The sequence below is a fragment of the Bacillus sp. TE9106W genome (assembly GCF_054062215.1).
In genome coordinates, this window is the sequence record NZ_JBSSFA010000019.1 from 29,291 (window position 1) to 53,200 (window position 23,910).

Genomic DNA, 23,910 nt, shown 5'->3' on the forward strand with positions numbered 1-23,910 from the left:
GGTTCGATATATTCTATACGAGGAATCTTTCAGCCGGTGAATTCCACTCTCTTTCGCAAGAAGACATATGTACTATTTCCCTTCAACGATTTTCGGTTTAATTTTTTTATATTATGCGATATAGTTCGATTTGGTGTCAAGAAGTATTTTTAAAAATAAATAGAGGAGCAAGTTACTTGCATGAAAAGATTGCTCTACTGAATGAAAATACAAATTGATATAACTACAACTCATATTTATAAATATAATACCTTACATTATAGTGTATATATTTACAGAATGTCGAATATAATTGATTTTTTATCTTTTGGTGTTGCAAAAAGGAAAATATTCTCTTAGAATGTTTCTTTATATTGCATGGAGATGTTATTGTTATTTTAAGATAACAATTTCAAAATGATATAATTTATTAAAAAAGGAGCAAGATTGAGTTATTATGGATAAACAAATTGGATTCATCGGATGCGGAAATATGGGGATGGCTATAATTGGCGGGATGCTAAATAAAAAGATAGTGTCTTCAAATAAAATCATGTGTTCAGATTTAAACACGACGAATTTAGAAAATGCTAGTGAAAAGTACGGAATATCTATAACTACTGACAACAATGAAGTCGCTAAAAATGCTGATATTTTAATTTTATCAATTAAACCAGACTTATACGCATCAGTAATTAACGAAATTAAAGAAGAGATCAAAAGCGATGTTATTGTCGTAACGATCGCTGCTGGAAAAAGCATCAAAAGTACAGAGGATTCTTTTGATAAGAAATTAAAAGTTGTACGAGTAATGCCTAATACCCCTGCCCTTGTTGGAGAAGGAATGTCTGCATTATGCCCGAATGAAATGGTGACAGAAAAAGATTTAGAAGATGTGCTAAACATTTTCAATAGCTTTGGTCAATCAGAGATTGTAAGTGAAAAATTAATGGACGTTGTAACATCTGTAAGTGGTTCTTCACCTGCATACGTATATATGATTATAGAAGCGATGGCAGATGCTGCTGTACTAGATGGTATGCCAAGAAATCAAGCATATAAATTCGCAGCTCAAGCTGTATTAGGATCTGCAAAAATGGTACTAGAAACAGGAATACATCCTGGTGAATTAAAAGATATGGTTTGTTCTCCTGGCGGAACAACGATAGAAGCTGTAGCAACTTTAGAGGAAAAAGGCTTACGAACAGCCATCATTTCAGCTATGCAACGTTGTACACAAAAGTCTGTCGAACTATCTGGTCAAACGAAAAAGTAAAACTATAAATTCACATGAATGTAATTAGAAATGCACTACATGATAAACGGCCAAACTCGAATTTACTTGAGTTTGGCCGTTTTAGTTGTTAATTATATTAAAATAATTTCATTTTCCCCTTCCCTACTACGCTTGTGTAATTTTATTAGAAACAAGTAATTTTTCAATGCAAATCGGTAACATATCTAATAGCGTTTCAAATGCGTAATTTACATCTAGACGTTCTGTCCATTGATGTGCATCTTTTCCTACCGGCCCCATATTTAATACTGGAACGTCAAATTCTTCTAGTTCCTGAAGTGGAATTGAGTAACCTTTATCCCATAATGGCATATTGTCTACAAGTGAACTCATTGAATGTAATGGATTTTGTAAGCCCACATAGCTTAAATCTGAAATTCCTCCAAAATAGTTTTGGTTTTCAAATGTAATATTATGATTGAAGTGTGCATACCTTTCCATTTCTCCGACTACTTCTTTAATTAACTGGTTGTTACGTGAACTTACAGCTGGATAATATGGCGGAGCGAAGAAAAGTACAATCATCGGCGCCTTTTCTTTACATAAAATAGCTAGTTTATCTACTAAATCAATCGTTACCGCACGATCATCTTTATCTTCTCTATTTTTAATAATGCTAGATTGAATATCATCTATTTTCTCTTGCCCGTGTTGTTCAATTGCATAAGCGATAAGCTCTTCATATGTTAATACATTTACTTTGAGGTTAGGTGGTATAAATGGATTATATTTAGAAAAACGATAAGCTTGCTTCTCATATGATTCTTCTATTTTTTCTGCTACTTTCGTTACTTTTTGACGCAGCAATGAAACGACATCTGTCATTGATTTTTCTAGTAAAAACAAATTAAATAATGTGACTGCACGATGCGGAATTTGTACAGAATAATCCTCCTTTAAGTCTCTTTGAAGTAAGTTAGTTGGCGGAGGACTCGCTTCCCCTTCTACAATATCACAAAGGTCTGTATTCAACTCTAATTCTGCTGTTATTAATGAAGCCATATAACTCCCATTTAAACCTGCAAAAGGTTCACCTACATGTGTCTCTTTTCCGTAGCAAAGAAAACCAGGTAACACTTTACCAATAGAACCAGTGTAAATATATTTCTTTTGGTCACCAGGATGCCTTGAAAACATAGGCTCTGAATTTAGTACTGTTTTATAATCTAAATCGTGTTCTCTTGCTAAATCTAATAATCTTGGAACAGCAGCTCTCATCCCGACAGAATTTACTTCTTCATCTGGAACAGCTAGTAAAACAATATTCCCATCAAATCTTCCTTCACAAGCTTGCTCAATCATCGCCATTTGTAACGCAAGGCCGCATTTCATGTCCATTGTTCCTCTACCAAACAACCATTCTCCTTGTTCTATATCTTCACGTACATGGTCTGGTAATTCATCTTTATGAGCATAAAACATAGATGTTAACTTTTTAGGATTAAATGCATCTTCTTTCCACACTCCGTAATCTTGCACATCTACAACATCAAAGTGACTAACTAGAATTACGGTGTTTTTTGTACTATCACTTTTCTTTACTAGTGCTGTAACAAAATACCTTCCGTCCCCTGTCGGATTTTTTTGCAAATGGTGCGGATTTTCTTTGAAGTACTGTAAATCAGATAATTGTTCCACAACGAAGTCTGGCAATATCACTTCAGCTTCTGTACCTGTAATACTAGGAATTTCAACAAGACCGCTTAATAATTGAATCAATTGTTCTTTTGATTGCCACTTTGACATATAAATCCCCCTATTTTTCCGTATTATGAAAATGAATTCCAGTATATGAATAAAAAATGACGACAGCTATCAAAACTATAGTTCTGATGTACTGCCGATTTTTATTGATATTTCATGTGCTGCTTCTTTTACCTTACTAATAAGAAAAGATAGTCGATCATCATTAATGCGATGACTAATTAACCCAACACTTAATGCTCCTACTACTTTATGATTAAATCCGATAATAGGTGCAGCTACTGAAGCTGTCCCTTCTGTTTTTTCTCCATAACTGACAGCATATCCTTCGTTTCTTATTTGCTTTATTTGATCAAGAAGAATTTGCTTTTGTTCTGGTAAAGCAGAAAGTAGTTGCTCAACAATATATTCCATTTCATTCTGTTTCATATTGGCAAGCATTGTTTTATTTGCAGCACCAATTGAAAGAGGAATCTGTTCCCCTAAGTTATCAATAACTCGAATTTTTAAAGGGCTATCCATTCTTTCAATAATAATAGAATGTGTTCCATTTGGAATGTTCAAATAAACACTTTCTTCCACTTCATAGGCCAATCGTTTCATTACTTCTCTTGCGACTGATCTGTAGTCTACCTTCTCCAATTGTCGTAATCCTATTTCCATCCACATTGGTCCAATTTTGTACTGTTTCGTCTCTGAAATTTGTGTAACTAGCCCATGCTCGATTAGAGAGTTAAGTAATCTATGTACTGTACTAACTGGGAGATGTGTTCTGTCCGCTATATCAGAAATGGCCCAATACTCTTTTTCATTAGTAGAATTTAATAACTTTATAATACTTATCGCTCGATCAATGGACTGTACCATAACTCACCTCTCCTTGACTTGTAATATGTTAGTACGCTCAATTACCTATCAATTTAACAAACATTCGAAATGAAATCAATCTATTTATTAAATTTTCTAAAAATAAAACATGCTACAAACGAAGATTCGAAAGCGCAAACAAAAAAATATTGACTTTTCTTTTTAATTATCTGAAAATTATAACAAGATTTCACATCACGGAATATATTCCATAATACGGAAAAACATCAAACTTTATTCTATTAACTACGAAAGTGAGGAAAACAATGGCGCAAGTAAATAATACAAACAATGAATTAAAACGTACGATGAAAAGTAGACACTTATTCATGATTGCACTCGGTGGTGTGATTGGAACGGGATTATTTAACGGATCTGGTTTTATTATAAGTCAGGCTGGACCTGGTGGATCCGTACTTGCCTTTATGGCCGGTGGATTATTAATGTATTTCGTTATGCTATGTCTTGGTGAACTCGCTGTAGCCATGCCTGTTTCGGGGTCTTTCCAGGAATATGCCACTAAGTTTATCAATCCTGCAACTGGCTTTACAATCGGATGGTTGTATTGGTTAAGCTGGGCGAATACGACCGGCCTTGAATTTACAACTGCTGGCATTACAATGCAGCGCTGGTTTCCTGATATTCCTGTTTGGGTTTGGTGTTTAATATTTGGCGTTACAATCTTCACGATTAACGCACTATCTGCTCGTAGTTATGCAGAAACAGAATTTTGGTTTTCAAGTATAAAAGTATCTGCCATTATCGCTTTTATTATCCTTGGCGGCGCCGCTATGTTCGGTTTAATTGATTTGAAAGGCGACGAACCAGCTCCGCTATTATCAAATTTCGTAAATCATGGTGGTTTATTCCCAAATGGACTTGCAGCTATTCTATTAACAATGGTTACAGTCAATTATTCCTTCCAAGGTACAGAACTTGTCGGAATCGCAGCAGGTGAAAGTGAAGATCCAGCAAAAACTTTACCTCGTTCTATTAGAAATATTATATGGCGCACGATGTTTTTCTTCGTCTTAGCAATCTTTGTTCTTGTTGCTTTAATTCCTTGGGAAGAAGCAGGATTAACAAAAAGCCCGTTCGTTGCTGTATTTGATAATATCGGTATTCCATATGCCGCTGATATTATGAACTTTGTTATTCTTACTGCTGTTCTTTCTGTCGCAAACTCAGGACTATACGCGGCAACTCGCATGCTTTGGTCATTATCCAAAAATGAAATGGCTCCAGCCTTTTTAAAGAAATTATCATCACGAGGAATACCTCTAAACGCTTTAATTATGACAATTGCCATTTCTGCTTTTTCTCTTTTAACAAGCGTTGTAGCAGCTGAAACTGTTTACTTATGGCTCATTTCCATTTCTGGAGTCATTACAATCATTGTTTGGATGTCAATTTGTGTCTCTCAATTCTTTTTCCGTAAACATTATTTAGCGGACGGTGGAAGATTAGAAGACTTAAAATTTAAAACTCCACTTTATCCACTTGTACCATTTCTTGGTTTTGGATTGTATGGCATTATATTAATCAGTCTTATCTTTATCCCTGAACAACGACTTGGAATCTATTGTACTGTACCATTTATCATCTTTTGCTATACCTACTATCACTTTAAAGTTAAGAAAAGAATTGCTACTAACACTCGTAGTGAAACTAAAATTAGCGAGACTATGTAATACTGCATTACATATTATTATGATTAAGGCGGTTCAAATCAGATGAAAGCAAAAGCACATTAGTATGTTTAATAATAAATATTTAGACAGGAGGTACTTCATTTCGAACATTATCCAGAAAATATGTATCTTTCAATTACTCTAAAACAAACGAAAAATCTATCTTATAATTAAAGTGACGAAGAATATCATCTTTTGCATACCAATATCGTAAATTCCCATAAATTATCTTAGGTTATGAGACTGTTTTTTTCGAAATCATCCAGGAAACCGTCTAGAATTAGTACAGCTATTATATATGAAAAAACAAGAGCGTCCTCAATGAAATTTAGGACGCTCTTGTTTTTTCATTCTTTTGTTGTTTCTTAAATGTAGCTTTAAACTTTATGAACTTGAATATATGATTTTACTAATTTTGTCCTACTTGAATTAGAATAAATTTTAATATCATATTTTACATAAACATTATAAGCATCTTTGTCTACATATTTTTTTACTGTCCACCAATAATTTGTACCTACCTTTAAATCTGAAGCAGCTTTACCAATTATAGAACCTGCAACACCTCTCCATACTTCTTTAACAAAAAATTTAGCGGCCCAACCTGCAATTCCACCACTAGCAGCTGTTATCAACCAACTAGTAGCCGTATTGGAAAACACATTACTTTCATAATATGTATTTAAATATCTCCAATTATAACTACCGTCATTAATCACAACTCTTTGTGGCGAATCTTTGTCAGTTTGTACTTGAGGAATACTTGGTTTAAATAAGGGAGCATTTTCTTCTGAACCTGAATAGATCAATGTGGATAAATCGTTTTCTTCTGTAATATTTATTTGGTCCGTTTCATCAGCCTTTGCAAATTGATTGATAGAAATTAGGGAACTTGTCGTTAGTAAAATGAATACAGTTAAAACTTTAGGTAGTTTTTTTAACATTTTTACACCTTCCTTTTTCTTAATTTTCTGTATATAATATATATTATAGTAAATATTATAGAAATCAATAACTTTTTTACTTTTTTTACAAAAAATTCAAAAAGGTGGTGTGAAAATGTTTAGAAGTGATGCTAACAATACAGATAAAACAATTAGTATTTGTATTATTGCAATAGCAGTTTCTTTATATGTTTTCTTTAAAGAACAAAGTATACTATACATTATGGCTAGTTTATTATTTATAAAGACTTTAATTTTCAAACCAATAACTATTAAATATTTGTTTATGGATATTTTAGGACTTTTATTATTATATGGTTTAATATATATTATCCTTAAAATATTCTAATACTTAAAACCGTGATTGTTAGATTTTTTAGATTATATTTTTCATTTTTTACTATTTACGATAGGAAGTCTCCCTACAAGAAAAAGTTTTTCCTCCTGTGGGGAGACCTTTAAAATATCTGTTTTATAAACAACAAAAAGAAAAACAATGATACCTTTTCATCACTTGTTGAATTTTATTTATTGCTTTATTCAATGAATGTAAAGCTAAAAAAATATAATTGAATATGAACCCTGATATTATACAAAAATGGTACAGTGAAGTGTTGAAAATTGAAATAGAAGATTGGAATGGGACTGTGATTAAACCCCAATTAGGAAATGAGACTATTTTTTCTTTCTTTACCGAAAATGATAATTATTTTCCAATAGAACAGCAAGTGATGTTAAATTTTGAAGTACATAATTTAAATAAGACTATTCAGCATCTTGAACATATTGGTGTACCTCTTGAAAAGAAAGAAGAAATTAGTGAGTTCGGAAAGTTTATTTGGATTAAAGATCCTGAAGGTCGTCTAATTGAGCTTTGGGAGAAATAGACGGTTATAATCCTTTGCTATTAAGCTAACGGTTGCTTTCATCCAACAAAATAAATAAAAAAGTCGATTTCTTAACTCCACAGGAAATCGACTTTTTCTATCCCATCGCAATAAAATGGACCTACTTCCCTTGATTAGATTGTTTTCGAACAAAAGATACGAAAAATAATTTTTTCTGGCCGCTTATTTATCCCTTCTAATTCGCTTTAAAATTATACAACGGCTTAATAATGTGTTTTATATCTATCGTTTCTTTTGTATTTTCTATAATTTCATCCATTGTCTTGTATACCATTGGTGCCTCGTCAATTGTACTTTCTACTACTGATGTAGTCCAAACCTCTGTCATCGTATTTTGAAATTCCTCTAGACTCAATGATTCTTTAGCCTTCTTACGACTCATGATACGTCCTGCCCCATGCGGACCAGAAAAATTCCAGTCTGGATTACCTTTACCAAATGCAATAATTGAACCATCTCTCATGTTAATTGGAATAATGACTCGTTCATCTTTCTGAGCTGAAATAGCACCTTTTCGTAGAATCATATTTTCTATGTCAATATAGTTATGTATTGTAGTAAATTGATCTGTAATTTTCCAGTCCATTTTCGTAACAATTTCATCAATCATTGCTTTACGATTTAACGCCGCATATTTTTGGGCAATATTCATGTCATTCATATAATCTTTGAACCCTTGCCCTTCTAAATAAGCTAGTTCTTTACGAATCTTTGGCTTCTGAATTCCACGTAAAGTTTCTTGTATTTCTTTTGCTCTTCCCTCTTCAGTTAACCTCTTAATAATATCATCTTTTATTGATGTAACATCAATAAGTTGTTCATATGCGAAGTTTTGGTAATACTCTGCAATTTGCTTACCTAAATTACGCGAACCACTATGAATGACAATATATACATTACCTTTATCGTCCTCATTCAATTCGACAAAATGATTTCCTCCCCCAAGTGTACCAATACTTTTTTGAGCGCGTTGTAATGTAAATGGAGCTCTCACACCATCAAAATCAATCATTTTTGAGAATCGATGTTCTTTATCTCGTATACGAAAACCACTTGGAACGAATTTACGAATTGTTTCGTCTAAGTAATCGAAATTAATTTCTTCTTTTTTCTTATCAATTACAACAACTTCCATCCCACACCCAATATCTACCCCTACAAGATTAGGAACAATTTTATCTTGTATTGTCATTGTTGTCCCAATCGTACAACCTGCTCCTGCATGTGTATCTGGCATAATACGAATTTGACTATCCTTTACAAATTCTTGGTTACAAAGATCAATAATCTGTCCTGTCGCAGTCTCATCAACGTTATTCGTAAATACTTTCGCTTCATTGTATTTTCCTTGTAATTTCAACATCTTTCATTTCCCCTTCCTTTTGAAAGAATTATTTTATTACGTTGTTTCTATTCTTATCATTACTCTCATCCACCTTCTGCTTTCCATTATATATACACGATATCCATCACAGTAATAAAAAAATATGATGATTATTCTTGTTTACATAATATATTTACCGTCTCTTTATGTTTATACCTACACATGTATTTTTCCACGTCCCCGATATCAGTTATACATAACAAAAACTCCCCTTACATCGATAATGATTAAGGGGAGTTTTATAGCCGATGAATTTATAGTTCCGATTTCACCCGGACAGAAACATTATTTTTAATTATATTTTTGACTTCTTTAAAGCTAACAAAATTGTTACTTTTCTCATCCCAAAGACGGAAACGAAGTGAACGCAAGCTTGTAGCAAGTGTAATCGTTGGTACATTTTTTAACGGAAGCGTATTATTGTGTGCCTCTTCTAGTTTATAGTTTGGTACTCTTGGGCTTAAATGGTGAACATGATGGAATCCAATATTACCAGTTAGGAATTGCAAGATTTTTGGAAGTTTATAAAATGAACTTCCCTCTACGGCCGCTTTCACATATTCCCAATCTTTATCTTCTTCAAAATAAGAATCCTCGAATGTGTGCTGTACGTAAAACAGCCAAATCCCTACTGAACCTGCAATTAAGAATATCGTACCATGTACTAATAGGAACGATTGCCATCCTATTGCCCAGCAAAGTATAGCTACTACGGCAACAATTATAATATTCGTCAAATACGTATTCATACGTTCTTTCTGTCTTGCACCTTTTCGGTTAAATCTATTTTTAAGCAAGAATACATAAATCGGACCTAACCCAAACATAACGAATGGATTGCGATATAAACGATATGCTAAACGAAGTCTAAATGGCGCAGCTACATATTCATCCACTGTAAGCGTCCAAATATCTCCTGTACCTCTCTTATCTAAATTACCACTTGTAGCGTGATGAATTGCATGATCATGCCCCCATTGATCAAATGGGAATAACGTTAACACACCCATACATGTCCCTACTATTCTATTTGCACGTCGACTTTTAAAGAATGAATAATGGGTACAATCATGAAAAATAATGAAAATTCGTGTCATAAAACCAGCAGCTAACAGAGATGGAACTACTGCTAACAGATAAGAAACGGACAAACTTTTATAAGCGAGGTACCATAAAATAATAAACGGCACGACTGTGTTAATAAGTTGCCACACACTTTTTTTAATTGTTGATTTTTCATAAGGGGCAACTTGTTTTTTTAAATTTTTAGTTTTTTCTAATGTCATTTTTTCTAATTCCCTTCCTTTATGTTGCTAATTCATATTATAGCACACTATTAGTATCAGGTGTTAAAAGTAGATGTAATAAATATTATTATATACTATAAAATTCTCTTTTTTCTTACTCACTCCTTACAAATTGCTTACGTTTAATAAACAAAAAATTGCCAACCACTCCTCCTAATTAAGGTAAGTGGTTGGCAATCTTTTAACGAGAATGTTTTCTAAATAGATGAATTGCTTCTTCTGGTACGTAAACCTTTCCATTACTTTCTACAACAACACTTCCTAATTCATACTCTTTATTCTTAATACGAATTATATTTTTGTTAACAGATAATTGAGCTGTTACATTATTACGTTTTACTATGAGTACAGGGTTCGCTACATCAGTTTTATCTATTGTTGCAGCTGCATCATTCTGCTTAAAGGCTGATTCACTTTCTACAAATAATTTGTTTGTTACTTTTTCTAAGTTAAAGCCCATCGCTTTCGCCATCGTCTTCGCAACGTCCGTATTTTGAATCAAACCATATGGCTTTTGAGGACCGTATGAATATAAGAATACATCCTCACCTGTATGCCCTCCTGTTGTGAAGCCTATGTTCGCACGCTTAGACAATAATGTAGTGAAAATTGGACCTACATCTATTTTCTTTTTAGCCGTTTTTAACCTTTCTTTTTCATCATAAGTTAAATTGTCCAACCCGTATAATTTAGCTACCTCTTCTACATTTGATATATCAGCTTTCAAATTATTGATAGTCCCTTCAAGTGTCATCTTCGCTTTTTTCAATGGATAAATGTACGCAGAGACCGGCGTAGTATTATATCCTTTTGTCGTATTCATATTCCCAATAGAAATACCGCTATTACCATGGTCCGCTACGGCTATTAGCATCGTATTACCATCTTTTTTTGCAAACTTCAATGCTTCTGCAACTGCATTATCAAATGCTAATACATCACTAATCATCCCAATTGGATCATTCACATGAGCTGCCCAGTCTGGCTTACTTCCTTCCACAAATAAAAAGAAGCCATCTTTATCTTTTGATAACGTTTGAATTGCTTTTTCCGTCATTTGAGAAAGTGTTGGTTGCTCTGGGTTTGTTGCTTCACGATCCATATCAAATGCTAAAGCATTAAGCGAGAAAGAGCCCCAAATTTTATTAGATTTAGAGCCTAATAATGCTTCTTTCGTTTCAACAAAGTCGTAACCTTTGTTTTTGATCACTTTTACTAAATCTTCACCGTCTTTTCGAATCCCACTATCTGTCTCAGGTAGAAGTGCTGCTTTTCCCCCACCTAATACGACATCTATATTTTGATATACTTGTTGCTCCGCGAGCACTTCGAAATTGTTACGATTCACATGATGAGCGGAGAATCCAGCAGGAGTAGCATGCTGAATTTCAGCTGTAGCAACAATTCCAGTTGCGCGACCCGTACGTTTTGCACCTTCTAAAACATTGGCAACTGGTCGTAACTTATCCTCTTCTTTCATTGGTTTTAAGCCAGGTGAACTTACAATTGAAGGTAATACACCTACATATCCTGAATTTGATTTATTCCCCGTCGCTAAAGCTGTAGCTGCTGGAGCTGAGTCTGTTATAGCTGATTCCGCCGAATATGTACGAACTCCTCCTGTTACAATTTCATCTAATGCAAGTGCTTTCCCTTTATACAAGCGAGCTAATGTAGTTGCTGTAGAACTTGTTCCGTCCATAACCATTATGATTACATTTTTAGGCTTCCGTTCTACTTTTTTCACTTTAGCTTCCACTGTATGATAATTCATCAAACTTTCAGTACATAACATACTTAGTATGATTGTTCCTACTAACAGTAATCTCTTCATCTTTAAAGCTAACTCCGACATTATTGCGCCTCCATTTGTTTCACATTCATTTACATACAAAGTTCTGGTTTCGTTTTACTTTTCACAACCTATATATGTTTTATTAGTTCCCAATTCTTATAAAGCTAACAATAGTAACTTTCTCATTTATTACATGTCGGTATAGTTCATCTATCTTATAAAGAAGATTTCCCATCATTAATTTGCTTAACAACAAATCTCCAATTAAAATAAATAAAAATTTATTGTTAAACAATAAATTTCATGGTAAATTAATAAGATATTAAATAAATGAGGTGCTTTTTATGAAACAAGGATCAACACTTTTCTTAAAGACAGCTGTGGTTCTAATGGGTATCCCTGTTCTTGCTATGTGCATTTTTTTAGTCCCTAACATAGGGAATTTCGCTGCTGAATTATATCCCGAAATGGCATATATTAAATATCTTGTATTTATCAATTTATACGCGACAGCAATACCTTATTACTTCGCACTGTACCAAACATTTAAGCTTTTAAACTATATTGATAAAAACAACGCATTCTCAGAGTTGTCTGTTAAAGCTTTAAAAAATATTAAGTACAGCGCACTAGCAATTAGTGTATTATATGTATTAGGTATGCCACTTTTCTATCTTGTGGCAGAGAGAGATGACGCCCCTGGTATTATTGTTATTGGAATGATTATAATTTTTGCTTCAATGGTAATCGCGGTCTTTGCTGCCGTTCTCCAAAGACTATTAAAAGATGCGATAGATATAAAATCAGAAAATGATTTAACGGTCTGAGGTGAATAATATGGCAATTATTATTAATATTGATGTAATGTTAGCGAAAAGAAAAATGAGTGTAACAGAGCTTTCAGAGAAGGTTGGAATTACAATGGCTAACCTTTCGATCTTGAAAAATGGTAAAGCAAAAGCAGTCCGTTTTTCAACTTTAGAAGCCATTTGTAAAGCATTAGAATGCCAACCTGGGGATATTTTAGAATATCAACCAGAAGAAAGCGAATAAAAAGAGTCCTTCATACGAGAAGGACTCTTTTTATTGCACATTACGGCGCAAAACTAATTTGACCAGTAAACAATAAAATAATTGCGATGATCCAAAATATAAAAAATGATGAGGACAGTATGAACGAAAGAATAGCAATCCCCTTCTTCTCAGTTTTTTTCGCCATTGTAATGACAGAAAGTATGATACCTGCAACTGTCAGGGCAACTGTAACATAATCTCCCACTATATTACCTGCATTCGCTATCCTTGTCGGTGTAATAAATACGAACAGAAAACATAAAATGCCGATGAGTAAAGATATGTAGCTTATTATACTGTACTTCTTTTTAGGACCTATTTCAGTTTTCATACTAATCCCCCCTTCTATATAGCTATAAGTTCATAGTAGCACAAATAACCATAATTTGGTTAAAACAAAAAAAGAGATACAGCGGAACTTCCGCTGTATCTCTTTTTTATTTAATAACTAAACCTGCTATTTCTTCTTTATCATTATAAGTTATAATAAATGTCCGTTGTTCTTTACTATATTTCGCTACAAGAATAACAGTATATAAACCATCTTTTTCTTCAATCGATTGTTTTTCAATTTTTTCGAATGTACCAGCTTTCTCGATTATAGGTGTAAGATCTTTCATCTTTTCTTCTGACAATGCAGCTGTCATTTTACTATCAAATTTCTCATGCACTTCTTTATATTTTGCCTCATTTAATAATGATACAATTTCTTCCGCTTTCGAAATAAAGTTTTTAGACGTACTTTCATCTACTTTATTACCGGTACATGCTGCAAGTGCAAACGCCGCGATAGCACTTATAATAATAAGTAACATTCTTCTCATTTTAATACACCCTTTCTTTTTAAAATGAAACTATAACTAAAAGTGAGTAACGCAAAAATTGCTATTGAAACTTCTGACATAATAATCCCAATTTCCCCTGGCACATATAGCGATATAATGCCAGCTAATGCATTTACAGTCCCATGGATGAGAATTGCATATACAACATAACGAAATTTCTTTTGGACGACAGCTTGCAATACAATGAAAGAAAGCCCAACATGTAATACCATCGCAAAGATGCGCTCAATACCACCGAGATAATAACTGTCACCATTTTGAATGACTGTTTGTGATAATAATAGGGATATTACTGGGATACCAACTATCAACACCGCCTCAATACCACCATGCCCTGCTCCAAATAAAAAACCAGACTGCCAATCTCGTTGCTTCATAAAATAACGCATTGCGATAAAACGAGCTATCTCTTCAAAAATTCCAGCTGATATACTAAGCAAAACTGCAAATAGTATAGGCTGCATAACCGAAAACATTTGAAAATCTGTGCTAGTTCTATTTAAATAATTTAGTATTGGTATGCGAATCAATATTTGTGATACAACAAAAGCCAATATACCTAACATATATGGAATATAGCGTTGCTTCCAAAAAGCATATAAAAGTGCTATAAGCGGTAAACCAAAGCTAATCATTATTGTAAAAATAAGACCATTCATCTCGCTTCACCTCTTACTTGAAGTGTATAAAATCGAGTGAAGAAAGTATGTAGTTATTTCTTATTCGGTTTCCTTTTCATCATAGATGGTCATTTCATCTCATTTAATATAAATGTTTGTGTGAAATAAGGACTTACATAAGTTGTTTCTAACGTCGCATTATTTGTTTTATTTATGATCCGTTTTAACGAAAATAGCCCGTACCCTCTAGCACCTTCTTTACTTGAATGGTTTTTCTCATAAATTTTTTGCAAATCAATCGCTTCACCCTTTGAACTATTACGCACGATAAAATATTGTCGTGAATCCATTTCAAAGAATGCGATTTGTAATATCTTTTCCTCACTACGTACTGCTTCCTCAATTGCATTATCTACTAAAACTGAAATGATACGAATAAATGAAATAATCGTCATCGAAACACTTTCAATGTTCTCCGGTATATCAAGCATTACTTTTATTTGTTGCTGCTGAGCAGTGCTAACTTTTGCTCTTAATACGCTTCTTACTTCAGGAATTTGTATGCGAGATAATTTTGCGATATCAAGTTCATGATCATTTATTGTTTTTAATGTAGGTGCGACAACATCATAATACACTTTCTCAATTTCTTTCACATTTTTTGTACGTATTCCCTCTTCTAACGATAGTAATATATTCATATAATCATGACGGAAACTAGCAAGCTCATCATGCATATCCTCTAATTTCTCCACATAATCTAATAACTCTTTATCTAAACGTTTTTCATGCTCTTCTCGTAACTTTTCTTTCGATAAATGTGAGCTTATTAGTACGATGATTAGTAATAATAAAAAAATAATAATCGCTGAATTATAACTTACTTCACTGTATTGTTGATTTATTTTTGCTAAAAACTCAGTTGACGGCTGAGTTAAAATTAGTTCAATAATAAACCCGATCATTAATAATATATAAGTTACATAGTATAACGGACTACTTACTATATATTGAGCGATTTTTTGAATTCTTTTACGCGCTACTAAAATACCGATAAAAGTAAGGATTGATACGATAAGATGAATAATACTACCTGTCCATAAATATAAATTGAATGGCGTTAACATAAAGATTTTCATCCCTAAATCTAATAGCAACATTTTCACTAACGTTATAATCACCATACTCACCAGTGCAAAATATACATTATGCTTAAATTTTAATTCATTTTGCATTAATCCTAAACTTATTAAAAATAACACAATCGTACTATTCAACTCTGGATATCTCGTTACTGTTACGACTATAGCAAGTAAAATAATGAATACCGTACTTAAAGCTATTAACATTCTAACTGACAATCTATTGTATTGGATTAATTGTATATATAAAAACGTGTGACACATACTAGTAAGCAGTATTGCAAATAAATCATAAATATACATTACATCTCACCCTTTAATATGTTACGTACTTTACTCACTAAACGACGTGATACCGGAATACGTTTCCCGCTTTTTAAAACTATCATTTTTTGCTTCGCATCATAAGAAGACATCTGCTTTGTATTCACGATATATGATTGATGACACCGAAATAAACGTTCATCCATTATTTCAATTTCCTTTAAAGTTCCATAAAAATAAACGATTCGATCTAATGTCACTAATGCTAAACGGTGCGGTTCATCAGTCATAACATATTCAACTTCATAAAAAGGAACACGCACAGTGGCATTACTATTTTCAACGATAAAGTCATCGGACGGAATAATATGCTTATTTCTTGCTTCATATTGAAGTAAACATTGTTCAAAAACTTTATATCTCTCCTCATATGACAACCCTTTATCAATAAAAGTTAATGCTGATACCATGTATTGATATGAAATAGGTGCAAATTCAGAATGTGTCGTTACAAACACAATAATTCCTTGCGTATCATACTTTCGTATTTCTTGCGCCACGTGTAACCCTTTTCGCTCTTCTCTTTTTATCTCTATATCTAAAAAATAGATTGGGACATACTTCGCCTTTGGAATATTAGTAATAATGTTTTCACTCTTACTAGTTACCTCAATAAAATCAAAAGGCAACATATATTTCTCACAAATCTCTTCAACTAACCGCTTCATTTGCTGCGCCTGTATGACATCATCTTCTAAAATAAAAATACTCATGTGATCACTCGCTTTATTGAAATCTTTTCATCTATAGATTTATCTATAAATATATAATTCAAATTATAATAATATTCTCCTTCTCATTAATTGAAATAATTAATCTGCTATTACATAGAGAAACCTCAACTTTTCAAACAAAAAGTTGAGGTTTTCTTCAAATCACTTTATGACTAAATCCGCCCTATCCTTCGGCGATTCCATTTCTAAGTAATAATCCTCTGCTTTCCAATACCTATTCTCAAACTTTGAAAGATTTTTCTGTGTTTTCTTACTCTCGCGTAGAAATCTTGTCTCTCTTGGACAATCCAAGTACACCATATAATGAAAGAAATCTCTCCATTCTTTTCGCTGTAGAAAAACCCCTTCAATTACAATTACACCTACTATGGGGATCTGTACTTTTTTCATTTCGCATAAGTCTGTCTCATCATGATAGAACGGTAAATTTAGTTTTGTTTCATTTTGTAACTTTCGAAAAAACTTCTGCCGAAGCCACTCAATATCCCATTGTAAATAATAATACTCATACCATTCTTCAAATCCTGTATCATAGCGTTTATTACGCTCCACTATATGATTATCAATATGAAAAATATGAAACGGAATGCTTTCTTGTTTCATATTTTCTTTTAAGTTTGTTACAAATGTTGTTTTTCCTGATCTACTTAAGCCATCTATCCCTAAAATGAACTTATTTTCTTTATGTTTCTTCATTATATTTATAAGTTCGTTTGTACTCATTACTTCTTCCACTCTTCTTTTAATAAAGAATATAAAATGGTATCATGCGCAACTCCATTTTGAATCATATGTTTTCGAAGTAATCCTTCTTCTTGAAATCCTGCTTTACTTAATAATTTTTGAGAAGCTTTATTTTCTACATATACAACAGCAGCAATTCTTATAAGTTGCAATGCTTCAAACCCGTAAGCTAAAATCGCCTGTAACGCTTCCGATGCGTATCCTTGTCCCCAATATGTATCGTCTAATTCATAACCAATTTCAGCTCGCTTATGATGATGGTTAATTAAATGAAAACCGCACGTTCCGATTAATTGGCCCGTCCCCTTTTTCTCTATTCCCCAGCGAAATACACTTCCCTCTTCATAACGATTTTTAAACGTTTGAATCGTTGTTTTCGCTTGCTCAATATTTTCGAAAGAATCCATGCCAAAATAACGTATAACAGATTCTTTTGAAAAATAATGGAACATCGTTTCTGCATCTAACAGCGTTAATTCTCTTAATTGTAAACGTTCTGTTTCTAGTTTCGGAAACCCCATCACTTTTTCTCCTTCTATTCTAATGAACTGCAAATTTCAATATAATTTCCATCTGGATCGGCAATATATGCAATGGTTTGCCCCCACGGCTTTACAATTGGTTCAACTAAAACCGTAATACCTTGTTCTCTAAATTGCTCAATCGTTTCTTGTACATTTTCAACAACGAATCCCAATTCAAAATGGGAAGATTGTAACTCACCTTCTGTAAGTGGTAGTCCCGTTAATTCTTTTACGTCTTGCCGCGTATTCATCGCTAATATGGTAGTACCCGTATTAAATTCAATATATGTACCATGCTCTGCTTTTATCGGTAACTGTAATACATCTTTATAGAATCTTAGACATTCCTCAAACTTTTCTACATATAAAATGATGTACTTCATTTTTAAATTCATTTTACATCCCCCTTTATATCCATCCCTAAAATTTCGACAAAAGCCTTATAAAAACCTTGTTTCCTATAGTAACGAGCACAAAAAAATGAGGCCGATTTCTCGGCCTCCCAGCTTATTGGCATAAAACAGGAGATTTGGTTTGGACATAACCAGTTCGTACTCTTATTATATTTTATTTTTTCTGAATTTTAAATACATTAAATACCTATTTATATTGAGAAAGTTTTTTTGCTTGCATAAAATTAATAAGTTTAAGAAATGCTACAAATGGAGGTGTATACATATGGAACCAATGCTATGTCCAAGTTGTAAAACGAACCGCACTCGCTTTAATATTCTTGAGCAACAAGTAAAACCAGTCAAATTAAATCCACAAACTGGTCAAGTAGAAGAAGAATACACAAACGAAACGATGAATGCTTTTCATATGGCTTATCAAGGACCTACTTATCGCGTCCAATGTGCTGTATGCGGACTCGTTGAAAATCCTGAACAATTTATTAAACCTGCTCAAAATCAGTCTTTCTAATAAAAAAGTTGCTTGTGTTTCAAGCAACTTTCTTATTCTCATTCTACATTTACTTTAGACCCTCTGTAATATTACTTTTCCTTTCAATATAAATAAGCGGATCAGTACAAGTAAATCTATCAACATATGTATAATTATAGATGGATAAATTGATCCAGTTGCAATATATACCCTTCCTAACATAAAACCTAAAATCGTTGTTCCTACTACACCTTTCCACCCTTGATAAAAATGCGCTAAACCAAAAATGATGGAAGAGATAACTAGTACCCCCATTATCGATAGCGCTGGGAAAAGCTGTGATAAGTAATTCATCATGAAAGAACGAAATAATAGCTCTTCTGTTACACCTGCTGTAATACAAATAAAAATCCATAGTATTGTTTCTCGGCAATTATTAGGGAGCATCTCTGAAATATCACGCATTTGTTTCTTTGTATACTTTTGAAAAAGTTTACTTTTCTTTAACATAATTAACGGCACTATAAACCCAATGCATATACCTATCCACAATGATATATTCGTATTTTTAAAATACTTACTTACCATATGATTAGCAGATGGTAGTTTAAGTCCATACTCCTCAAATGGGATATTGATTGAGTATGATGTTATTAACATAATGATGGTTAACACCCACAGTAAACTCATTGTTCTTATATAAAAGGAAACTCTTGCATTTTTATTTGTTTGTATATCTTCTTTCAACCTATTGTACAGCCGCTTACCAAGAACCCCTTCACCTAAGGTCAAATATATAAATAACATAGTCAAAATAATCATGTTAATCCCCCCTTTTTATATTTTTAAAGGATTTCTTTTTTTAATTTTTTTATCTTCCAAAATAACATTACAAATATATACAAATACATACAACCTAAAAATCCAATTAAACCTTTTATCAAAATTGGAATCCTAAATTCCGAAGAACTTAAGAAAGTAGGAATCATACATATCATTGCAAATGAAAAAACAAATACAAGAAATTTAAATAAGTCTTTAAACTTTTCGATTTTTGTCTCTTTTTCCGAATATATATCTGGCAAATCATTATCATCAGCTATGTCCTTGCAAAAGTAGTGCCATTTGGTGAAACTTGTTACATGTTTCCAACCACACATTTCATATAATTCAATATATTCTTTTTGTTTTTCCCTTGAATCTCTATAATCCATTCTAAAATCGGCTTTATAAATTATATCTTTCGGCTCAGTTTTCTTAAACGTATACATCATATTATAATTTTGGAGCGCCCATCCTTTTTGATGCATTTTCCTTAAAAAGGCTTCTTCTTTTTCTAAACTCCATGCCGCGAAAAATTTCAATACCTTCTTTGTCTTCATCTTCTATTCACTCCCCTAATATACTATTTCCATTTCTTACCGACCTCTGCAACCTGTTATACTCTAGCTCTAACACTTCTCTACCAAGTGGTGTTAACTCATAACACTTCTTTCTATCTGTAGAGGCAACTTCAACTATTAACTTTTCTTTTAGTAACTTCGTCGTATTGCCATATAAAGTACCAGGACCGAGTTTTACTTCCCCATTTGTCATCTCTTCTACCATTTGCATAATTCCATATCCGTGCATTGGTTTTACTAATGACAACAGTATGTAATATGTCGCTTCTGTTAACGGAATGTATTTTTGCACTTTCGCATTCATTATAACTACCTCCGATACATCGTTTGATGATATATCGACTAGCGATATATCGTATACCGATATTATATATTCACATTCCAATATACGCAAGTATATTTTAATAATCAGATATCCACTTATCTGAATTGAAAAACCATATAAATTTTCTGAATAATTTGTTAAAATATAGAAATATCCGTTTATATTTTGAAAGGAATGATATATATGATAAATAAATTGAAGGAAAATATAGGATCAGTTTTTGTAGGTAAAGAAAATGTTATCGATCTATTAATCGTTTCCTTGCTTGCTGATGGACATGTGCTTCTTGAGGATGTGCCTGGTACAGGGAAAACGTTACTTGCGAAAACACTTTCAAAAAGTATTGGTGGTAATTTTTCTCGCGTTCAATTTACACCGGATGTACTTCCGAGTGATGTGACAGGTATTGAATATTTCAATCCGAAAACGAGCGAATTTGAGTTAAGACTCGGACCAGTCGTGGCAAACATTTTACTGGCAGATGAAATTAACCGTGCAATGCCAAGAACACAGTCTAGTTTATTAGAAGCGATGGAAGAACGACAAGTGACGCTTGAAAAGCAGTCAACTCCTCTTCCAAAACCGTTCTTTGTTATTGCGACGCAAAATCCAATCGAATCACAAGGAACCTTCCCTCTTCCTGATGCACAGCTTGATCGCTTTTTAATGACAATTTCTATAGGTTATCCGAATCCTGAAGACGAACTACAAATGATGCGACGTTTTCGTAACGATACACCACTAGAAAGTGTCATATCCGTTATTACTTTAGATGATATTTTAGAGGCACAGAAACGAGTGAAAGAAATTTTCGTATCAGAACCGTTAGAACATTACATCATTAAGCTTGCTCATGCTACAAGAAATCATGATTATATCGCTAACGGTGTAAGTCCGCGTGCCACACTTGTTTTAGTACGTGCAGTTCAAGCGCTAGCCTTTTTACGTGGGAGAGAATATTGCACACCAGAAGATATACAATTTTTAGTTCCTTCTGTTTGGAATCACCGTATCGTCTTATCAATGGAAGGCGCATTACGTACGACAAAAAATGAAATTATGCAAAAGATTTTAAAAGAAGTGGACGTACCTGTGGAGATTGAGCAAGCATGAATGGACAGCGCGTTGTAACTGTACCTTTATTTTTCCAACTTCATATTATTCAACTATCTGTTCCAGGCGCTATACTCTTTACGTTTTTTATGCCACAACGAATCATTATGTTTTTCTTTTTCTTTTATTATTTATTTGCGATTTTCATTTATAAATATGTCGCTTACATAGAGAAAAAATTTCAAGTGATAAATGAGAAACAAACAACACGTTTGTTCCCTGATGAATCTGGACAGTTTTTTATTCATTTAAAAAACGGAGCAAACATACCACTCGTCAATGGTGTTTGTTATTTTCATTTAGACACGTCCCTACTACCGCATAAAGATCAAGGAATTGAACAAATATCAAAAACACTATTCTCTTTCCCATTTTCACAACCTGCCCATTCAGCACAAAAATGGGATTTATCATTAACCGCAACAAAGCGCGGTGTGTTTCAAATTGAACAGTTCGAATGTGTTTTGAAAGATCCTTTTCATTTATTATCTGTACATTTACCTGTATTTGATAAATTAAGAACTGAAATTATTGTGTATCCATCACCTAAAGAAGTAGCAGGTTTGCAAGAACTTCAGCAACTTTTAAATGGATCTTATCGAACGAATTTTTCTTTTTACAATGATGAAACATCTATTATCGGTGTGAAACGGTACGAACGTGAATCTTTCCGCTCCATTCATTGGAAAGCATCTGCGAAAATGCAGGAATTACAGGCAAAGCAATATGAACCTGTTAAAAATTATAGTTGGACAATTTGTCTTTCATTAGCTGCTAATCGCGGGTTTGGTTGGAAAGATAATATAGAAGATCTCATTTCATTTGCAACATACATTTGTCAATACGCAACGAAGCATCAAGTTCCGTTTGAACTATTTATTAGTGTATTAGCTGAAGGTGGTCCTCTGCACTTACCATTAAATGAAGGACAAACACATTACGCAAAAGCTTTAGAGGAATTGGCACGTATTTCAGACGATAGCACATTAATTCCGAAACAAGGGTTTCTCCATTATACAAATAGAAAAGGAGAACGATCGTCTACAATAATTCACATTGGCTTGCAGAAGAATGATCTCTCCCTTCTATCGCAACCTACGTTTCTCATAAATAACGAAGGGATGGTGGAAAAACTTGAAAACTTGGCTCTATCACATTAATGACTTTCTTCTGCTGCTCCTCCTTTCGTTATTAACAAAAAGGGACGAACTTGTTGCTATTGCTATATTTTTAACAACAGGCTATATTGGAGTATTTCTTATTCATAAATTCATGGAAAAAAGAACGCCAGGATTTGTCATACTGTTAATAACGCAAATAATTGGTTGTTCTATCTTTCTCCCTTTCTCTCTATTTGGCACAATTATGTTACCACTTTTCTTCTTTATCGTACATGTAGTCGGACCTGGCTACCAAGTTCAAAAATCGTTAGGCGGTGTTGTTTGGTTTGGTGTTTCGGCTATATTTTATGCTCCCTTCCCCCCGCTCGGGAAACTGTTACTATTAGTTATACACATTATGATTACATTTTGGTTAACTGGGACAAATCGTAATCAACAGGTATTACGTTTCACTTCTATCATTACGATTGGTGTAATGAGTATATTAATTGTTCAAGTGTTCCCTTTTATTCGGCTTATTTTTTCATATATAATAGAAGCAGTTGCATTAGGGTTCGGATACGCTATCAATCCATTATTTTCAGCAGCCGCGTTAAAAGAAACAGATGATTTTTGGTCAAATAAAGGAAACCTAAAAGACCCTACAATTAAGGATGAATTAGAGCCACGTTCTTTTGATCCAACCCTTATAAATAGCATAACCATAATAGCCTGTACAGCTATCGCTATTTACGTCGTTTGGAAAATAGTAAAGAAACGAAAACAATTCAGTTTACCAAATATGCCTGTCTTCGAATCTACTATCATCACTGATAAAGAAGGTATGAGCCAACAACGTTTTAAAAGAAACAAACCACCACATAACGAAATTCGAAAAGAAATTTTCAAACTTGAGAATAAGTTAATTCCTCCTTTAAATAGAAATCGTGGAGAAACTGTTGAATCATGGTTAGGAAGAATAAATAGTGAAGAAGATGTAAATATTGAGAGTCATATTATTATAAATGCTTATAATACAGTGCGTTATTCTAATGAGGAAAACACCGTACTTTTGCATGAATTTAAGGAAGAGATTCATAAGCTTTATATGTATCAGAAGAGTTTAAAGAAAAGGAAGAAATAACACAACAAAAAGACTCCTATTTTCATAGGAGTCTTTTTATACTTCTACGTTACTTTT

At 33.1% G+C, this 23,910-nt stretch carries 27 protein-coding genes and 1 other annotated feature (1 of these 28 running past the window's edge); of the genes, 10 read left to right on the forward strand and 17 right to left on the reverse strand.

The window, feature by feature from the left end; all coding sequences use genetic code 11:
* Positions 1–95: a binding site (T-box leader), on the reverse strand; it reaches 116 nt to the left of the window's first position.
* A gap of 341 nt (positions 96–436) precedes the next feature.
* Complete coding sequence (gene proC, locus ACVWY7_RS24405; protein ID WP_017561366.1) at positions 437–1,255, forward strand: pyrroline-5-carboxylate reductase; 819 nt, start codon at positions 437–439, stop codon at positions 1,253–1,255.
* Positions 1,256–1,381: 126 nt separating this feature from the next.
* Here the strand turns inward: proC and ACVWY7_RS24410 are convergent, their stop codons facing one another.
* The gene (locus ACVWY7_RS24410) at positions 1,382–3,022 is read right to left on the reverse strand and encodes a M20/M25/M40 family metallo-hydrolase (protein WP_017561364.1); all 1,641 of its coding nucleotides are present in this window, start codon (positions 3,020–3,022) and stop codon (positions 1,382–1,384) included.
* 75 nt (positions 3,023–3,097) lie between these two features.
* Complete coding sequence (locus ACVWY7_RS24415) at positions 3,098–3,847, reverse strand: IclR family transcriptional regulator (protein ID WP_017561363.1); 750 nt, start codon at positions 3,845–3,847, stop codon at positions 3,098–3,100.
* Positions 3,848–4,113: 266 nt separating this feature from the next.
* Here ACVWY7_RS24415 and ACVWY7_RS24420 point away from each other — a divergent pair, with 266 nt between their 5' ends.
* Positions 4,114–5,538, forward strand: a complete 1,425-nt coding sequence (locus tag ACVWY7_RS24420) for an amino acid permease (protein ID WP_017561362.1) — start codon at positions 4,114–4,116, stop codon at positions 5,536–5,538.
* Between the two features lie 377 nt (positions 5,539–5,915).
* On the opposite strand, the gene ACVWY7_RS24425 is transcribed toward ACVWY7_RS24420, so the two are convergent.
* The gene (locus ACVWY7_RS24425) at positions 5,916–6,482 is read right to left on the reverse strand and encodes a hypothetical protein (RefSeq protein WP_456524011.1); all 567 of its coding nucleotides are present in this window, start codon (positions 6,480–6,482) and stop codon (positions 5,916–5,918) included.
* 115 nt (positions 6,483–6,597) lie between these two features.
* On the opposite strand from ACVWY7_RS24425, the gene ACVWY7_RS24430 reads away from it, so the two are divergent.
* Positions 6,598–6,831, forward strand: coding sequence for a hypothetical protein (locus tag ACVWY7_RS24430; RefSeq protein WP_017561360.1), 234 nt, complete (start codon positions 6,598–6,600; stop codon positions 6,829–6,831).
* A gap of 226 nt (positions 6,832–7,057) precedes the next feature.
* On the forward strand, positions 7,058–7,369 hold the full coding sequence (locus ACVWY7_RS24435) for a VOC family protein (RefSeq protein ID WP_046947295.1): 312 nt from the start codon (positions 7,058–7,060) through the stop codon (positions 7,367–7,369).
* 196 nt (positions 7,370–7,565) lie between these two features.
* On the opposite strand, the gene ACVWY7_RS24440 is transcribed toward ACVWY7_RS24435, so the two are convergent.
* The 3 genes from ACVWY7_RS24440 to ACVWY7_RS24450 all read right to left on the reverse strand — a co-directional run bounded on the left by ACVWY7_RS24440 (position 7,566) and on the right by ACVWY7_RS24450 (position 11,936).
* The gene (locus ACVWY7_RS24440; RefSeq protein ID WP_456524012.1) at positions 7,566–8,753 is read right to left on the reverse strand and encodes an RtcB family protein; all 1,188 of its coding nucleotides are present in this window, start codon (positions 8,751–8,753) and stop codon (positions 7,566–7,568) included.
* Positions 8,754–9,028: 275 nt separating this feature from the next.
* Positions 9,029–10,060, reverse strand: a complete 1,032-nt coding sequence (gene desA, locus ACVWY7_RS24445; protein WP_000171466.1) for a Delta(5) desaturase DesA — start codon at positions 10,058–10,060, stop codon at positions 9,029–9,031.
* Positions 10,061–10,262: 202 nt separating this feature from the next.
* Positions 10,263–11,936: an alkaline phosphatase gene (locus ACVWY7_RS24450; RefSeq protein ID WP_456524013.1), complete on the reverse strand. Its 1,674-nt coding sequence runs from the start codon at positions 11,934–11,936 to the stop codon at positions 10,263–10,265.
* Between the two features lie 284 nt (positions 11,937–12,220).
* Between ACVWY7_RS24450 and ACVWY7_RS24455 the strand changes: the two genes are divergently transcribed.
* Positions 12,221–12,703 carry a DUF2975 domain-containing protein gene (locus tag ACVWY7_RS24455; RefSeq protein ID WP_000809109.1) on the forward strand — a complete coding sequence of 161 codons (483 nt, stop codon included), beginning with the start codon at positions 12,221–12,223 and terminating at the stop codon, positions 12,701–12,703.
* A gap of 10 nt (positions 12,704–12,713) precedes the next feature.
* Positions 12,714–12,929, forward strand: coding sequence for a helix-turn-helix domain-containing protein (locus ACVWY7_RS24460; protein ID WP_000974621.1), 216 nt, complete (start codon positions 12,714–12,716; stop codon positions 12,927–12,929).
* A gap of 40 nt (positions 12,930–12,969) precedes the next feature.
* Here the strand turns inward: ACVWY7_RS24460 and ACVWY7_RS24465 are convergent, their stop codons facing one another.
* The 8 genes from ACVWY7_RS24465 to ACVWY7_RS24500 all read right to left on the reverse strand — a co-directional run bounded on the left by ACVWY7_RS24465 (position 12,970) and on the right by ACVWY7_RS24500 (position 18,278).
* Positions 12,970–13,281: a hypothetical protein gene (locus tag ACVWY7_RS24465; protein ID WP_000845530.1), complete on the reverse strand. Its 312-nt coding sequence runs from the start codon at positions 13,279–13,281 to the stop codon at positions 12,970–12,972.
* Positions 13,282–13,387: 106 nt separating this feature from the next.
* Positions 13,388–13,774, reverse strand: coding sequence for a DUF3887 domain-containing protein (locus ACVWY7_RS24470; RefSeq protein ID WP_001253798.1), 387 nt, complete (start codon positions 13,772–13,774; stop codon positions 13,388–13,390).
* Positions 13,771–14,454 (reverse strand): YhfC family glutamic-type intramembrane protease, encoded by a 684-nt coding sequence (locus ACVWY7_RS24475; RefSeq protein WP_001013693.1) that lies wholly within the window; start codon positions 14,452–14,454, stop codon positions 13,771–13,773. Before ACVWY7_RS24475 ends, ACVWY7_RS24470 begins: the two co-directional genes overlap by 4 nt.
* 89 nt (positions 14,455–14,543) lie before the next feature.
* Positions 14,544–15,860 carry a GHKL domain-containing protein gene (locus tag ACVWY7_RS24480; RefSeq protein WP_000276079.1) on the reverse strand — a complete coding sequence of 439 codons (1,317 nt, stop codon included), beginning with the start codon at positions 15,858–15,860 and terminating at the stop codon, positions 14,544–14,546.
* Positions 15,860–16,594, reverse strand: a complete 735-nt coding sequence (locus ACVWY7_RS24485; protein WP_000021626.1) for a LytR/AlgR family response regulator transcription factor — start codon at positions 16,592–16,594, stop codon at positions 15,860–15,862. Before ACVWY7_RS24485 ends, ACVWY7_RS24480 begins: the two co-directional genes overlap by 1 nt.
* A 162-nt stretch (positions 16,595–16,756) precedes the next feature.
* Positions 16,757–17,338 (reverse strand): kinase, encoded by a 582-nt coding sequence (locus ACVWY7_RS24490; RefSeq protein ID WP_281102595.1) that lies wholly within the window; start codon positions 17,336–17,338, stop codon positions 16,757–16,759.
* Positions 17,338–17,880 (reverse strand): GNAT family N-acetyltransferase, encoded by a 543-nt coding sequence (locus ACVWY7_RS24495; RefSeq protein ID WP_000506657.1) that lies wholly within the window; start codon positions 17,878–17,880, stop codon positions 17,338–17,340. The genes ACVWY7_RS24490 and ACVWY7_RS24495 overlap by 1 nt, the downstream gene beginning before the upstream one ends.
* 14 nt (positions 17,881–17,894) lie before the next feature.
* On the reverse strand, positions 17,895–18,278 hold the full coding sequence (locus tag ACVWY7_RS24500; RefSeq protein WP_001049869.1) for a VOC family protein: 384 nt from the start codon (positions 18,276–18,278) through the stop codon (positions 17,895–17,897).
* Positions 18,279–18,561: 283 nt separating this feature from the next.
* On the opposite strand from ACVWY7_RS24500, the gene ACVWY7_RS24505 reads away from it, so the two are divergent.
* On the forward strand, positions 18,562–18,807 hold the full coding sequence (locus tag ACVWY7_RS24505) for a hypothetical protein (RefSeq protein ID WP_000433609.1): 246 nt from the start codon (positions 18,562–18,564) through the stop codon (positions 18,805–18,807).
* A gap of 54 nt (positions 18,808–18,861) precedes the next feature.
* Here ACVWY7_RS24505 and ACVWY7_RS24510 read toward each other — a convergent pair whose 3' ends face one another.
* Genes ACVWY7_RS24510 through ACVWY7_RS24520 form a run of 3 tightly spaced genes read right to left on the reverse strand, consistent with a single transcriptional unit; the run spans position 18,862 to position 20,475 of the window.
* Positions 18,862–19,590 carry a CPBP family intramembrane glutamic endopeptidase gene (locus ACVWY7_RS24510; RefSeq protein ID WP_456524014.1) on the reverse strand — a complete coding sequence of 243 codons (729 nt, stop codon included), beginning with the start codon at positions 19,588–19,590 and terminating at the stop codon, positions 18,862–18,864.
* Between the two features lie 23 nt (positions 19,591–19,613).
* Complete coding sequence (locus tag ACVWY7_RS24515) at positions 19,614–20,150, reverse strand: DUF2812 domain-containing protein (RefSeq protein ID WP_000850442.1); 537 nt, start codon at positions 20,148–20,150, stop codon at positions 19,614–19,616.
* 7 nt (positions 20,151–20,157) lie between these two features.
* Positions 20,158–20,475, reverse strand: a complete 318-nt coding sequence (locus tag ACVWY7_RS24520) for a PadR family transcriptional regulator (protein WP_000992319.1) — start codon at positions 20,473–20,475, stop codon at positions 20,158–20,160.
* A gap of 204 nt (positions 20,476–20,679) precedes the next feature.
* Here ACVWY7_RS24520 and ACVWY7_RS24525 point away from each other — a divergent pair, with 204 nt between their 5' ends.
* Genes ACVWY7_RS24525 through ACVWY7_RS24535 form a run of 3 tightly spaced genes read left to right on the forward strand, consistent with a single transcriptional unit; the run spans position 20,680 to position 23,853 of the window.
* Complete coding sequence (locus ACVWY7_RS24525; RefSeq protein ID WP_000608768.1) at positions 20,680–21,609, forward strand: AAA family ATPase; 930 nt, start codon at positions 20,680–20,682, stop codon at positions 21,607–21,609.
* Positions 21,606–22,769, forward strand: a complete 1,164-nt coding sequence (locus ACVWY7_RS24530; RefSeq protein WP_456524015.1) for a DUF58 domain-containing protein — start codon at positions 21,606–21,608, stop codon at positions 22,767–22,769. Before ACVWY7_RS24525 ends, ACVWY7_RS24530 begins: the two co-directional genes overlap by 4 nt.
* On the forward strand, positions 22,744–23,853 hold the full coding sequence (locus ACVWY7_RS24535; RefSeq protein ID WP_456524016.1) for a DUF4018 domain-containing protein: 1,110 nt from the start codon (positions 22,744–22,746) through the stop codon (positions 23,851–23,853). The genes ACVWY7_RS24530 and ACVWY7_RS24535 overlap by 26 nt, the downstream gene beginning before the upstream one ends.
* Positions 23,854–23,910 lie beyond the last annotated feature (57 nt).